Here is a 15,112-nt window from a genome sequence, read left to right on the forward strand (position 1 = left end):
TCTTTTCATAAGCTTTCCCCAATCTACTTTATAGTTTCTATTTTAACTGCACATGTTTTATATGATGGCTCTTTTGAATAAGTATCATATACTGATGGAGTTAAGTTATTAGTTTCTATATAATGCATAGGTGCATATAGCTCCCCTTCTTTAACATCCTTAGTTACTTTAACTAAGAATTTAGAAGTATTTCCATTTATTGATTTAAGATTTACATAATGATTAGTTTTTATTCCAAGTTTACTTGCATCATTATTATTTACATAAACATATGCTTCACTTTCTACTACATGATTTGTAAATGATATCTCTCTTGTTCTAGTTTGTGTATGCCACTGACCTACAGTTCCTCTTCCAGTATTAAATGCATATGGATACTCTTCATTTACTCCTACTGGATTCATAGCTATATCTTCAAAATGAAGCTTAGCTTTTCCATTTGGATGATAGAATTTTTTATCTTCATAAAGTCTTCTTTCATCGGATTTTAAAGTTTCACCTTCTCTTAATGGCCATTGAATTCCATTAGATTCCATTAAGTCATTATAATTTACTCCTGTAAAATCACATGGTAACCCTTTTGTGCAATCTCTTAGCATATTAAATGCACTTTCTTTAGTTTTCCATACTTCTAATTCACTAGTCATTCCAAGTGCTCTACCTACACCTAAGAAAACATCATAATCATCTTTTTCATTTTCTGTTTTCTTCAATACTGGTTGAAGTCCTGTAAGTCTTCTTTCAGTATTTATCAAGAAACCTTCTTTTTTAAGTGTTGATACAACTGGTAACATAACATCTGCATATACTGCTGTATCTGTATCATCATATATATCTTGAACTATTAAAAGATCTAAATTTTCTATAGCCTTTTTAAATGTTTCATTATTAGTCCATGAATGAAGTGGATTTGTTGCAACTATCCAAAGAGCCTTTATTTCTCCTTGAATTGCTTTTTCAATTATCATGTTATATGGAATTGTTGGCTTTGTTGGTAGCATATCTTTATCAATTCTTAAAGCTTTAGCTACCTTTTCACGTTCAGCTTCATTTCCATAATCTCCACCTGCATAAAGACCTGTTGTATTACTAAATAATCTTGAACCCATTGCATTACATTGACCTGTAATTGAGTTTGCACCAGTTCCAGGCTTTCCAATATTTCCCGTTATAAGAGCTAAGTTTATTATTCCTTGTGCTGTTCTAACTGCTTGATAACTTTGGTTTACTCCCATAGTCCACCAGAACGAAACTCTTTTTCCATTATGAATTAAATCTACAAGTTCTAAAACTCTCTCTTTACTTATTCCAGTCTTTTCAAAAACATTATCTAATGTAAAATTCTTTACAAAGGCTTTAAAATCTTCAAATCCATCAACATGTTTTTCTATAAATTCTTTATCTATGTAATCTTTTTCTATTAGTGTATTTGCTATTGTATATAGAAGTGTTAAATCTGCTTTTGGTTTTATATCAACCCAAATATCTGCATTTTTAGCTGTTTCTGATTTTCTTGGATCTATAACTATAACTTTAGCATCTTTATTATCTTTAATTTTTCCCCATATAATAGGATGTGCAACTACTGGATTTGCTCCTATTAAAAATATTGTATCTGAAAGTTCTAAATCTTTTAGTGCATAAGGAGGTGCATCAAATCCAAAACTTTGTTTATGTGCTACAACTGAAGTTGCCATGCAAAGTCTTGTATTCCCATCTCCATTTCCACCTAAATATGTTCTTCCTATATGTCCAATTAAAGCCATTTCTGTAGTATCAAGTTGCCCTGTACTTATAAATGCAAAACTTTCTTTTCCATACTTTTCTTGAACTTCTTTTATTCTTTTAGCTGTTTCATTGAAAGCAGTATCCCAAGAAACATTTTCTAAAATACCATCTTTATTTTTTACCTTAGGTCCATTTGGTTTAAACATAGTATTTTGTTTATCTAAGCTTAATCCTTTTATACAACTAAACCCTTTATTTATTGGATGACCTTTTGTTGGAATTATTTTAACTATTTTTTCATCCTCTACGTAAAAATCTAAATTACATGCAATAGAACAATAATTACAAGTTGACTGTACTTTCTTCATTCAAATACCTACTTTCATTTATAATAAATCTTTGATAAATTTTTATCTATCTTTATAATACTACGATATCTAATTCCATAAAATTTAACCGTGATTTTCATCACACTTATATTATTATATTTAACTAAACTTTATTTTTTTATTAATTATTTATAATTTTCTTTTTCTATTTTCCATAATTTATTCAAATCTCTTTTTACTTACTCTAAAATAGATTTTTTTCTTATTTTTCCTTTATAAAATATCATTAATATTACTAAATAATAATCTTTATTTAATAGTATTTTTTATTTGTTGTTCCACTTTGTTTAAATTTATAATATAATAAGATGAGGTGATTTTTATGAAATATTTTAGTGTAAAAAAACCAGTTGTACTCTTCTTAGGTGGATTAGTTTGGCTTTTCGCTGCCATAAGAGTTTTTTTAATTGGTAAAGAAAGTATCCTAGAAGCTACCACTACTGACTACATAATTAATGGGATAATAATACTTGTAACTTTAGCTATTTTTTACTTCTTTATCTTTAAAAACTTAACAATTAAACATGCAAAAAGAATAATGACAAGCTCTTTAGAAAAACATTGTCCATTCTCATTTTTCGATGTGAAAAGCTACATAATAATGACAGTAATGATAGCCCTAAGTATAGGCCTAAGATACCTAAATATAATAAACTTAAATTACTTAGGAAGTTTTTATATAGGTATAGCTATTGCATTGTTTATAGGTGGAATTTTATTCATTAGAAATGGACTTTTATTTGATAAAATGAGAGTAAAATTCGGAATAAATTAGAAATTATTTAAGAATTTTAGAATAGATTTCATTTATTTTTAGTAATGTTTAATTCTTATAATCTTTAAAAAAGGGGATGTAGTCAAGCTACTCCCTTTTAGCTTTCCTCTAGTAATTTATGTCAAAGTATAAGTTCTACTTTCCTATCCTATTATATGAAAAATAATTTTATATAATAAATCATCGACTAACAACATTACTTTAAATTCTCTATTATATAACTTTTCTCTTATTAATTTGCTTGCAAATCCTCTAATTCTATATTCTTAATTTTAAATTTCTAATTAAATTCTAGTTTTTCAATCCACTCTAAATCTAGTTCTTTTGCAAATTTCTTTCCTTTCTCTAAGTCTTCTAAATCTTTTGGACTATGGGCATCTATTCCGATAATTCTTTGTACACCATACTCTTTTGATAGTTCCCAAAATTCTTTCATTGGATACATATATCTTTCTCCACGTGAAGTTTTTATTTTTCCTTTTTTTAATCCATTTATATTTATTTCTAATGGCATTTCTAGTTTTTCAGCTGCTTTTAATATTTTTCTTGATGCTGTTTCTGCATATTCATCCCATTCTCTATATCCTAAAAAGAAAAGGTCTGGATGGGCTACATATTTAAAATATCCTTTTTCCATAGATTCTACTACAAAATCCGAATATTTTTCAAGCATGTCTGTATCTAATCCATGTCCTACATAAAGCCATTCTCCATTATATTTAAAGAAATGAACCCCTAAAATAAGATAATCAACTTTATATTTTTTTAGAAGTTCATCATAAATCCATTCTATTTCCTCAAAATACTCACATTCTAACCCTTTTTTAATAGAAATTTTATCTTCATATTCTAAAATAGCTTCATTTACTTCTCTAAAATATTCTGGAAGCTCCTCATAAAACATTCTTGATTTATCATCTATTCCAAGACCTGGATGACACATATGATCTGAAAGTCCTATTTCATCATATCCTTCTTCTATAGCTTTTTTTATGTAATCTTTTGCTTTTCCTATAGCATGCTTACATCTATAATTATGTGTATGATAGTTTGTCTTCATCTTTTTCTCCTCTGTATGTTTTTTTCTTCATTATAACATATTCAACTTTCCATCTTAAATTTCAAAAACGTGTTTGGTTTTTTATAAATAAAACAATATTTTAATAAAGCCCTTAACTACAAAGAGTTAAGGACTTTGTTTATACATAAAAAAACTGGCATAAGCCAGTTTTCTTCTTAATTCCAATTACTTTTTATTACTTCCACAGCATAACCATCTGGATCTGTTACAAAGTAATAATGTGGTTTTTCTCCTGGAAGTCCTTTTAAATCTGTTACTTTATAACCTAACGCTATATGCTTTTCTCTTAAAGTTTCTATATCCTCTACACCTATAGCTATATGACTAAATCCATTCCCAAGCTCATATGGTTTTTCTACATCGTAATTATAAGTTAATTCTATTTCATAGTTTCCTTCTTCATTTGATAAGTATACTAATGTAAATTTATGCTCTGGAAAATCTTTTCTTCTAGTTTCTATAAGCCCTAGTGCCTCTTTATAGAATTTTAATGATAATTCTAAGTCCTTAACTCTTATACATGTGTGTAACATTTTTACTTTCATCTTTTTCTCTCCTCCTAAAATTTAATTTCTTTATTTAATTTTATCACAATTTCTTTTTTAATATTACACTAAATTAACTCCTATATTTCCTTTTGAATACTTTTCTATTACTTTAGTGAATTCTGGATTTTGATAATGCTTATTTGCAATTTCTAAATACATAGCAAATTTCTTATTACTTTCTTCATTAACATCTTTCCCTTTAATATTTTCATATTGCCATTTTGTTTTCCCTGAAAGATAATTTGTTACATATTCTATAGCTTTTTCTATGCTTCCATCATTCTCTGACTTATAATCCCAAATATTCATACCATATGCATCCCCTAAATTAGCTAATGTAATAAAGGCTTCTAGGTTATACTCTGTATAATCTAAAGATTTTGTTCTTACTAAAGCTGATGGAATTTTACCACTTGATTGAATTTGTGGATTTATTGCATATTCCCCTACTGTATTTAATATTTTTTCTGCCATTTGTGAATTTCCTGCATATGAGTAAAATGTTGCAAGATCTGCATCTAACCAAGTTCCATGATTATTAATTCTAAGCTTGTCTATATTTCCACCATTTTCATTTAATAACCAACCTGCAAATGAATTAAACCAACTTTTTAATCCTGTACTATTTTCATTTGTTACTGCATTTCCTAAAAGTTCTATATCATTAACAACATTAATTAAAGGCACACTTGATATCATTGATGAACCTGTATAAATTGTTTTCCCACTTTTAGTTTCAAATATCTCAGCATACTTCATATTAGGATTCATTTTAGTTTCTGAATTTATAAACCAAGTATTTAAAAGATTATTTGCCATATCTGCATATTTTGAATCTCCTGTAATAGTATATGCAAATGAAACTTTATTTAAATCATTTACTAATTCATTTAATCTATTGCTATCATATGTTGAATCATTTAATCTTTCTGGATTATCAACTCCATCTTTTACAATATAGGTATTTGCATCATTTGGATTTTGCCATAAATATGGTGCCATAGATACATAATCATTTTTTGTTTCCCCTTTTGCTATAAGATTTGTTTTATCTGTAACTGTAGGTAAACTCTTAAGTTCTAATACCTTATTTGCTGAATTTATAATTGATTCTTTTGAATCACTTGAAAGATTTTTTATACTTTGTGCATTATAAAAATTACCTTCTCCATTCTTTTTTACATTACTTACATCTGTTTCATTACTTTGTGTCGTTTTAATACTTTCTTTCTTATATTCATGATACTTTTGAAAAAAGTAGTAATTGCTAACCCCTAGTCCTAAAATTATAATTATGGCTATAACTAATATTTTCTTTATAATAATCATCTCCTTTTTTATGTTAAATATCATCAACATTGTTATAATCTACAAAATATTTATTAAATTATATCTCCATAAAATTCTTAAAACAAGGATTTTTATATAAATTTATTATATTTAATATTAAAATAATAAGTTGAAAAAACTCTAGCTAAAAATTTTAACTAGAGTTTTTTTATTAAATATATTCTTTTTCAGTAAATGTACAATATCCTAACATATCACATTCTTCTTTCATAAAATTAAAATCTTCCTCTTTAATACTTTCCATTGCAGTTGGATAAAGAATGTAATTTTCTTTAAATATATGATCTCTTAATTCAAATACTATATCTTTTGAAAGACTTAAAAATCTTTCTTTAAAATCTTCTAAGCTTAAATATTTCCATACTGTACATAATTCTTTTAATTCTCTTTTCTTAGCTCTAAGACTTTCATGTTCTAATCTCATTACTCTTGTTGGTCCTGTTATTTCTAAAGATTCTAATTTTTTAAATAACACTTCCTCTTCTCTTTTATGATGTGGCTCTGCATTTAAAAGACTTACTGCAAGACTTCTTCCTAAATTTACTTTCTCTTCATCAAAACTTTCTAATTTCTCTACTTCTTTAGATAAAGCCTCTATCTTTTCTAATACTTTTAAAATCTCATCATGCTCTCTTATAAAAGTATAAAGAATATGCCCTCTTCCTATTTTCTTTTCTAAGCTCTCTAATTCATCTTTTAAAATTTCCATATGAATATCACAAAGATGTCTAAGTTCATTTGGATTCATACCATCTTCTATAAGTCTTTGCTCTGCTATTGATATTTCTAAAGGACTTATATTTTTCACAAGCTCTATTGCAGTTTCACGAAGTTCTGTTGTAAGTTCCTCTGTATTTAATCTTCTTAAAAGCATAGTTAATTTTTCTAATTTCTTCTCATTTATTTGTCCATTATTATTTATATCTAAAACTTTTTCCATCGTTAATTCCTTCTTTCATCTCTTCTATGCTTCAATTATAATCCTATAAAAAAAAGTTTTATGTAACATACGTTACCATATACTAATCTTCTTAAATAACTCAAGACCATAATTAGTTTATCTATCTAATTATGGTCTTCCTACTATTTTCCTAGATAAATTCTATAACTCCTTCTGAAAGCCTTTTTATTCTAGCTAAAGAATATATCTCATATCCCTTATCTTCTAATAACTTTCTTCCTGGTTGAAATGATTTTTCTATAACTATTCCAATTCCACTAACTGTTGCTCCTGCTTCTTCCACAAGCCTTATTGCTCCAAGTGCTGCTTCTCCATTAGCTAAAAAATCATCTATTATTAAAACTTTATCTTCTTTATCTATATATTTTTTTGATAATGTTAGTTCATAGTCTAATCCTTTTGTAAATGAGTGTACCGTTGTTTGATATACTTCACCATTTAAAATTTTTGAAGTTTGTTTTTTTAATGTTACCATAGGTAAATTCATTTTAAGTGCAGTCATAACTGTTGGTGCTATTCCTGAACTTTCTATTGTAAATATTCTTGTTATTCCTTTATTTTTAAAGTATTCTTTAAATTCCTCTCCTATCTCTTCCATAAGTTTTGCATCTACACCATGATTTAAGAAAGAATCTACCTTTAATATATTTTCACTTAACGCTCTTCCTTCTTCTAAAATTTTAGACTGCAATTTTTTCATTTTCTAACACCTCTATCTTTTCTTCTTTTTCTTCTATAAGAACTTTATTTAATATTAATGCAACTATTGTTCCTGTTGATATTCCTGATGAAAATATCATTTTTAACCCTTCTGGTAATTGTGATATAAATTCTGGTCTAAATGTAACTCCAAGTCCAAGTCCAATTGCTGTTGCTATAATTAAAAGATTTCTATTATTCATTTTTACTCTTCCAAGAGTTTTAATTCCTGCTGCTACTATTGTTCCAAACATTACAATTCCTGCACCACCTAAAACTGGTTGTGGCATAACATTTATTATTGCAGCAACCTTTGGCATAAATCCAAGACATATTAAAAGTATTCCTGCCATAATAGCAACACTTCTACTTGCATTTCTTGTTAAAGGAATAAGTCCAACATTTTGACTAAATGTTGTATTAGGAAAAGCTCCAACTACTCCTGCAAAAGCACTTCCTACTCCATCAGCTAAAACTCCACCACCTATAACTTTATCAGTTGCTTTAACATCAGAAACTTCACATACAGATGAAAGACATCCAACAGTTTCAATAGTAGTTACAAAGTATGCTGGAATAAATGGAAGTACATATTTTATATCAAACGTTACTCCATATCCAAATATTTGTGGAAATGCAAAAAAGCTAGATTCTTTTACTAATGTAAAATCGATCATTCCAAGTGGAATACAAATTATATATCCAACTGCCATTCCTATAAGAATTGATGCAGTGCTAAGCATTCCTTTTCCATATCTGTTTAGTAGTAATGTTATTACTAAAACAAACATTGCTATAGAAAGATTTCTAAGACTTCCATAATCAGAAGATCCAACTCCCCCTGCTGCCCAATCCATAGATACTGGAAGTAATGTAAGTCCAATTAAACATACAACTGTCCCTGTAACTATTGGTGGAAAAAGCTTCATTAACGGCTTTATAAAAAAGCTTGAAAAAAGTTCTACAACTGAACCTAGAATTGTTGCTCCTATAATTCCTGGAAGTCCTGCAACTGATCCAACTGCTATAGATGGTGCTACGAAAGTAAAGTCTGTCCCCATTATACAAGGAACCTTTGCACCAACTCTAGAAACTCCCCTTGATTGAATTATAGTTGCTACTCCTGATGCAAGTATTGATGCTGCTAAAACTGCTGTAGATGTAGCTCCATCAAAACCTAATGCTGTTGAAATAACAAGTGGTACTGCAATTATTCCCCCAAAGGCTGCAAAAATATTTTGAAATCCTAAAAGTATTTGTACCCCTATGCTTGGCTTATCATTAATTTCATAAACAAGCCCATTTTTATTTTTCTTCTCCATTCTCAAATCCCCCTATTGTGTATGTATTCTACAAGGAAGATATTAAATGAAAAGTCCTTTATAAAAAAAGATACCTCAAATTAAAAGCTAATTTGAGGTATGTTTAAATATAAAAAATCTATACTTAAAAATCTTACCTCGTAGTCTGCTAATTCACGGTTAGCAGGTAGAAACTTTCGGACCAAATTACCGAGTATATACGAGTTTCCATATATTTTTTTACTTAGTATATCACACTTTTTTACATTATTACATATATTTCTTAATTTATTTTATTATACTCTAAAACTAGATCATCATTATACTCTCCAAGAGAAACTCCATGCTCACCGTTTTCATTAAGATGTTTTATAAGATGTTCTCTTTCTAGTTTAATTAATTCTTCACTACCATAATTATCTATTATTTTTTTATCTAATCCTTTTATCTTTTTTCCTGAAACAGGCATCACACAATATTCCTCTATTGAAGGTGCAAATAAAGCTCCATCTAGTGGTTCTTCATACTTTTCTACTGTATATGTTCCATCTTTATTGTCTTTATAAGTTATAACTGTTGGTATTGAACTTCCATTTTCCTCATGAAGTTTTTTATCTTCTAAAACATATCCTGTAGAAAAAATAGTTGCAAAGACTTTTACTTTATCCTCTTCTTTATATACTCCATTCATTTGGATTGCTAATATAGTAAATTCACCTTCATAATATTTATAGCTTCTTTTAAGAGCTGTTTCATAAACTAAATTTTCCATTTCATCACTACTTTTATGCTCATAATCATTAATTATAGTTGGATTTTTATATTTCTTTTCTAAATTTGTTTTTTTATCTTCTAAAAGCTTATTTGCTTCTATATTTGCTATAAGTTCCTGTTCCTTATTTTCTTTATTAGTTAAAAAAGCTATTCCTGTAATACCTATAGCTAAAATTCCAACTCCTATTATTATCTTTTTAGGCTTTTTATAATTTAAAATATTACTAACTCTTTCTTTTACTTCATTATATCCAAAACCTATTGGTTTAATTACACAGTTATTTTCATTAATGCTTAAATTTAAAAGAAGATTTGAATAATCCTTCTTTATCCCTATACCCATATCTTTTATTACTTTTTCATCACAAGATAATTCCATATCCTTAATCATTAAATTAAATGCTATCCAAAATAAAGGATTAAACCAATTTATAGAAAGAATAATATACCAAATAGTTTTAACTAGATAATCTAATCTTTTTATATGGATTTTTTCATGAGCTATTACATACTTCTCTTCTTCACTTGACAGTCCTTTTGGAATATATATTCTAGGTTTTATTATTCCAAAAATAAATGCTGTCTTTATTTTCTCTGACTTATAAATATTTTCTCTTTCATATACTGAATCTTTTAAAGCTTTCTTTATTTTAAACATAGAATACATTATAAAGCTAAATATAAAAACTCCAATCATAGCCCATATTACTGCAATTACACTCATTCCACTTACAGATAAAGATTCACTATAACTTTCTAATCTAATAATCTCTCCTATAACATCTCTACCTTTAGCCATTAACACGCCATTATCTTTTTCAATTATCCCTAAAGGACTACTTATATTTATTGGTATAAATATTTTTATTAAAAGTATAAACCATAGTCCATAAGAAAATACTTTAGGCATCTTCTTTAAAAGACCTCTCACAATTATTAAAAATACTATTATATAGGAACAAATAATACTAAGCTCTAAAACCTCTCTAAATACCCAAACCATAGTTAATCCTCCTTATAATTATCTATCATCTCTTTAATCTCACGTCTTTCATCCTCACTTAACTTTTTTCTTTCCACAAATGAAGTTAAAAATTTAAATAATGAACCTCCAAAAGCTTCATCAATAAACTCTTCTCCTCTTTTACTTAAAAATTCATCTTTTGTCATTAATGCCGATACAACTGAATTTTCATTTTTAAATATACCTTTGTTACATACCTTCTTCAACACTGTATAAGTAGTTGATTTTTTCCACTCTAATTTTTCTTCGCATACTTTAACAAGTTCTCCTGACTGAATAGGTTCTCTCTCCCAAATTATTTTAGCAAACTTCATTTCTGTTTCTGCAAGCTTTAATTCTTTCATCTTTTTCTCCTTTCAGTCTATTCTTAATAGACCACCCTTTTGTTTTAGTCTATCATATATAAATAATTTGTCAATATATTACTTTAAAGTTTTTATATGTAAATAATAAAAACTTAGTAGAGAAATATATCCTCCACTAAGTTCATTCTATTACTTCCTATCTTTCTTCACTAAAAAGCCCTGCCCCTTTTATTATATCTTGATCTCTAAAAAGACTATTTACAGCCTCGTTATAATCTACTAGATTTTGGGCTTTTTTTATTTTCTTTGCATACTTTTTATTTTCAGTAAATATATAACTCAAATATCCCCAAAACTCTTTCATTCTAAACATTGCATTTTTATCATCATTAAATATTTCTCTATATGTATTAAATACTTCATCATGGAATTCTTTCAAAATCTTTTTATCAATATACTTATCTTCTTTTATTTCTAGTAAAAGGCCTGGATTTGCTAAAATTCCTCTTCCTATCATTATTTTATCTAAATCCTTGAATTCACTTATTATTCTATCATTATCTTTCTTTGTAAAAATGTCTCCATTATAACAGACCTCTGTATTACTTTCTTTTAAAGCTTTTCTAAAGACTTCTAAATTAGGTGTATTTCCATAAAAATCTTTTCTTGTTCTTGGATGAATTATAAGTTCTTCTAAAGGATATTTATTGTACATTTTTAAAAGCTCTTCAAATTCATTTGGACTTTCTAAACCACTCCTTGTTTTAATTGATATTTTCATATTCTCTATCTTAAATATTTCTTCTAAAAATTTATCTAATTCATCTCTTTTCCCTAAAAATCCTGAGCCTCTACCTTTTCCTACTACTGTTCCTGATGGACATCCTAAGTTTAGGTTTATCTCATCATATCCTAAAGATTCTAACTTTTTAGCTGTTTCTATAAAACCTTCACTATCATTAGTTAAAATCTGTGGAACTATTATCATTCCTTCATTATTTTCAGGTAATATATCACGAAGTTCCTTAGTTTTTAGACTTTTGCTTTTATTTGGAATAATAAATGGAGTAAAATATTTATCAAATCCTCCAAAATATTTATCATATGCATTTCTATATATAAATCCTGTTATACCTTCCATTGGTGCTAAATAATATTTCATCTTCTTTTTCTCCTTAAGTTTCAATCCTTAATATTATATTACAAAACCTATTTCCCTTACAATTTTTTATTGTTTAGCTTCTTATTAAGATGTATAATTTTTTGTGGAATAATATTATTTTTTAATTTTACAAAGGAGCTACTATGAATTTTATACAATATATTGATGATTCTATTTTATATTTTATACAGGAGCATATGGTTAATCCATTTTTAAATATTTTAATGCCTTTTATTACTCACCTAGGAGATGCCGGTTTTATTTGGATTATAATTTCTATAATACTTCTTATTACTAAGAAATATAGAAAGTTTGGAATTTGTATGATACTTTCTTTAATATTGTCTTTTGTTTTAAGCAGTATAGTATTAAAAAATGTATTCATGCGTCCTAGACCTTGTTTTATTAATCCCTCTATTAAACTATTAGTAGATATACCTAAAGGATTTTCATTTCCATCAGGACACTCTATGTGTTCCTTTGCACCTGCAACAGTACTTTTCCTTATGAATAAAAAAGTTGGAATCCCAGCACTTGTACTAGCTTTCCTTATAGCTTTTTCAAGACTATATCTTTTTGTTCATTATCCTAGTGATGTACTTGTAGGTTCTATTATTGGAATAATAATTGGAATTATTTCAGTTAAACTTATAAATAAATTTTATAAGAAAAAAACTATTATTTAGAAAATAAGCTTAATACACGATGTATTAGGCTTATTTTTTCATAATTTAACTTTCTTTTAGACATACTATTTATATAACTATATTACTAGAGGAGGAAGTTTAAATGACTCATATACACATTTTCCCAAAAGAATTTCCAAAACAACATCAAAATAGACAACCTGGATTACAAACTCAAATGAATCCTGAACCTATTTGCGACCATCCTTCTTATATAAATGATGGTAAACGTCTAAAAGATAAAGTTTGTATTATAACAGGTGGTGATAGTGGTATTGGTAGAGCTGTTTCTTTAGCTTATGTTCGTGAAGGAGCTAAAGTTGTTATCGTTTATTATGATGAACATGAAGATGCAAAAATTACTGAAAAACTTTTAAAAGATAATGGTGGTGAATGTCTTCTTATTTCTGGTGATTTAGGAACGCCTACCTTTTGTGATGAAGTTATAGAACAAACTATAAAAAAATTCTCTAAGATAGATGTTCTTGTAAATAATGCTGCTATGCAGTTTGCTGACTATGATATTTTTGGTATTTCAGATGAGCAATTTGAAAGAACTTTTAAAAGCAATATGTTTAGTGCCTTTTATTTAACTAAACGTGCACTTAAATATATGGAATGTGGTTCTTCTATTATAAATACTACTTCAATAGTTTCTTATAGAGGTCATGAAACCTTAATTGATTATTCTTGTACTAAAGGTGCATTAACTACATTTACACGTTCTCTTGCTAAATCTCTTGCTAAAAAAGGAATTCGTGCAAATGCTGTTGCTCCTGGACCTATCTGGACTCCACTTATTCCATCATCCTTTGATGAAGAAAAGGTGAGTACCTTTGGTCAAAACACTCCACTTCAAAGAGCTGGGCAACCTGTAGAAGTTGCAGAAAGTTATGTATTTTTAGCTTCTAATTCAGCTTCATATATTACTGGTCAAACAATTCATGTTAATGGTGGTGAAATTATTAATACCTAGACTTTTCTTTAAAGATGCATTTATCGCATCTTTTTTTGCGAACATTTTTTATCTTTCCCTATATTTCGTTTGTGTTTTGTTCGTACTTATGTTACTATTTGTTTATAAATTAGAAATATAATATTACAAATTTTAGATATATTTTGCAAGGACATACTTTAGGAGGATTTTATTAATGAAGATTGATTTATTACTTAAAAACGTATATGTTTTTAATTCTTACTATAAAAAATTTATTTATGGGAATTTAGCAGTTTTAGACTCTAAAGTTCTTTATTTAGATAAAAAAGGAACTGAAAACTTTATTTCTAAAGAAACTATTGATTGTAATGGTAAATACTTAGTTCCAGGACTTATAGATATACATATGCATATAGAAAGCTCTATGATAACTCCTAAAGCTTTTTCAGATACTGTAAAAAAATATGGTATTACAACTATTGTATCTGAACCTCATGAAATAGCTAATGTCTTTGGTATTAATGGTGTTAACTCTATGATTGAAGCTTCAAAAAATTGTGACATAGATATTTTCTGTGCTATTCCAAGTAGTGTTCCATCTACTAGTGCTAACTTAGAAACTACTGGTGGCCAAATAAACTTTAATGATATGGTCAATCTTTCAAAAATAAAAGATGTTATTTGTGTTGGTGAAGTTATGAATTATACAAAAGTTATAAAAGATGATTCTTTAGAGATTTGTAAGTTTATAAAATACATAAAAGATATTAATCCAAATTACATCATTGAAGGTCATTGCCCTAGACTTATGGGTCTTGATTTAGCTAAATTTTTATATCTTGGAATTAACGGAGACCACACTGAGCATACTTTAGATGAAATTATAGAACGCTTTGAAAATGGTATGTTTGTTGAAATACAAGAAAAAATGCTTAATAAGGAACTTTTAGATTATATTAAAGAAAATAACTTATATGAGCATTTTTGCTTTGTAACAGATGATGTTATGACTGACACCTTATATTTTAATGGTCATTTAAATAATATTGTTAAAAAAGCTATTTCGCTTGGAATGAATCCTAAAGATGCAATTTATGCTGCAACATATACAAGTTCTAGAAGAATGAATTTAACTAATAGAGGTATTATAGCACCTGGTAAAATTGCTGATTTCATTTTAATAGATAATCCTTTTGATTTTAATATATTAAGTACATTTAAATCTGGAAAATTAATTTATTCTAAAGATAATAAAGAAAATAATTCTACACCTTATAATTTCCCTAGCGAATTTTATAAAAGTGTTCATTTAGATAAATTTTCAGAAGAGGATTTTAAAATAAAAGCACCAACTGATAAAGATTCTATTCTTTGTCGTGTAATGGAAGTAAA

General features: G+C 27.4%; 14 protein-coding genes and 1 riboswitch. Of the genes, 4 read left to right on the plus strand and 10 right to left on the minus strand.

Annotated features, from left to right (window positions below):
* Positions 1-23: 23 nt before the first annotated feature.
* Positions 24-2,096 carry a molybdopterin oxidoreductase family protein gene (locus ACRDDY_RS07000; RefSeq protein ID WP_438564247.1) on the minus strand — a complete coding sequence of 691 codons (2,073 nt, stop codon included), beginning with the start codon at positions 2,094-2,096 and terminating at the stop codon, positions 24-26.
* 343 nt (positions 2,097-2,439) lie between these two features.
* Between ACRDDY_RS07000 and ACRDDY_RS07005 the strand changes: the two genes are divergently transcribed.
* Entirely contained in the window at positions 2,440-2,892 is a 453-nt protein-coding gene (locus tag ACRDDY_RS07005) for a hypothetical protein (protein ID WP_438564248.1), read from the plus strand.
* A 280-nt stretch (positions 2,893-3,172) separates the two neighbouring features.
* On the opposite strand, the gene ACRDDY_RS07010 is transcribed toward ACRDDY_RS07005, so the two are convergent.
* From ACRDDY_RS07010 to ACRDDY_RS07050, 9 genes are all read right to left on the minus strand, one after another.
* Positions 3,173-3,952, minus strand: coding sequence for a histidinol-phosphatase (locus tag ACRDDY_RS07010; RefSeq protein ID WP_438564249.1), 780 nt, complete (start codon positions 3,950-3,952; stop codon positions 3,173-3,175).
* 176 nt (positions 3,953-4,128) lie between these two features.
* Positions 4,129-4,518 carry a lactoylglutathione lyase gene (gene gloA / locus ACRDDY_RS07015; RefSeq protein ID WP_438564250.1) on the minus strand — a complete coding sequence of 130 codons (390 nt, stop codon included), beginning with the start codon at positions 4,516-4,518 and terminating at the stop codon, positions 4,129-4,131.
* A gap of 63 nt (positions 4,519-4,581) precedes the next feature.
* The gene (locus ACRDDY_RS07020) at positions 4,582-5,880 is read right to left on the minus strand and encodes an alginate lyase family protein (RefSeq protein ID WP_438564251.1); all 1,299 of its coding nucleotides are present in this window, start codon (positions 5,878-5,880) and stop codon (positions 4,582-4,584) included.
* A 142-nt stretch (positions 5,881-6,022) separates the two neighbouring features.
* Entirely contained in the window at positions 6,023-6,811 is a 789-nt protein-coding gene (locus ACRDDY_RS07025; RefSeq protein ID WP_438564252.1) for a DUF438 domain-containing protein, read from the minus strand.
* A 151-nt stretch (positions 6,812-6,962) separates the two neighbouring features.
* Positions 6,963-7,532: a xanthine phosphoribosyltransferase gene (locus ACRDDY_RS07030; protein WP_438564253.1), complete on the minus strand. Its 570-nt coding sequence runs from the start codon at positions 7,530-7,532 to the stop codon at positions 6,963-6,965.
* A complete protein-coding gene (locus ACRDDY_RS07035) occupies positions 7,513-8,853 on the minus strand; it encodes a uracil-xanthine permease family protein (protein ID WP_438564254.1) in 1,341 nt (446 codons plus the stop codon). The genes ACRDDY_RS07030 and ACRDDY_RS07035 overlap by 20 nt, the downstream gene beginning before the upstream one ends.
* 121 nt (positions 8,854-8,974) lie before the next feature.
* A riboswitch (purine riboswitch) is annotated at positions 8,975-9,076 on the minus strand.
* A 39-nt stretch (positions 9,077-9,115) separates the two neighbouring features.
* Entirely contained in the window at positions 9,116-10,609 is a 1,494-nt protein-coding gene (locus ACRDDY_RS07040) for a M56 family metallopeptidase (protein ID WP_438564255.1), read from the minus strand.
* A 2-nt stretch (positions 10,610-10,611) separates the two neighbouring features.
* Complete coding sequence (locus ACRDDY_RS07045) at positions 10,612-10,974, minus strand: BlaI/MecI/CopY family transcriptional regulator (RefSeq protein ID WP_438564256.1); 363 nt, start codon at positions 10,972-10,974, stop codon at positions 10,612-10,614.
* A gap of 157 nt (positions 10,975-11,131) precedes the next feature.
* Positions 11,132-12,097, minus strand: a complete 966-nt coding sequence (locus tag ACRDDY_RS07050; protein ID WP_438564257.1) for a tRNA dihydrouridine synthase — start codon at positions 12,095-12,097, stop codon at positions 11,132-11,134.
* Between the two features lie 143 nt (positions 12,098-12,240).
* On the opposite strand from ACRDDY_RS07050, the gene ACRDDY_RS07055 reads away from it, so the two are divergent.
* The 3 genes from ACRDDY_RS07055 to ACRDDY_RS07065 all read left to right on the plus strand — a co-directional run.
* Positions 12,241-12,783 (plus strand): phosphatase PAP2 family protein, encoded by a 543-nt coding sequence (locus ACRDDY_RS07055; RefSeq protein WP_438564258.1) that lies wholly within the window; start codon positions 12,241-12,243, stop codon positions 12,781-12,783.
* A 103-nt stretch (positions 12,784-12,886) separates the two neighbouring features.
* Positions 12,887-13,759 (plus strand): SDR family oxidoreductase, encoded by an 873-nt coding sequence (locus ACRDDY_RS07060; protein WP_438564259.1) that lies wholly within the window; start codon positions 12,887-12,889, stop codon positions 13,757-13,759.
* A 175-nt stretch (positions 13,760-13,934) separates the two neighbouring features.
* On the plus strand, positions 13,935-15,112 hold a 1,178-nt coding region (locus ACRDDY_RS07065; protein WP_438564260.1), incomplete at its 3' end, for an amidohydrolase family protein.

Origin of the sequence: Clostridium sp. (assembly GCF_051656525.1) — a bacterium.
In the GTDB taxonomy this organism is placed as follows: Bacteria; Bacillota; Clostridia; order Clostridiales; family Clostridiaceae; genus Clostridium.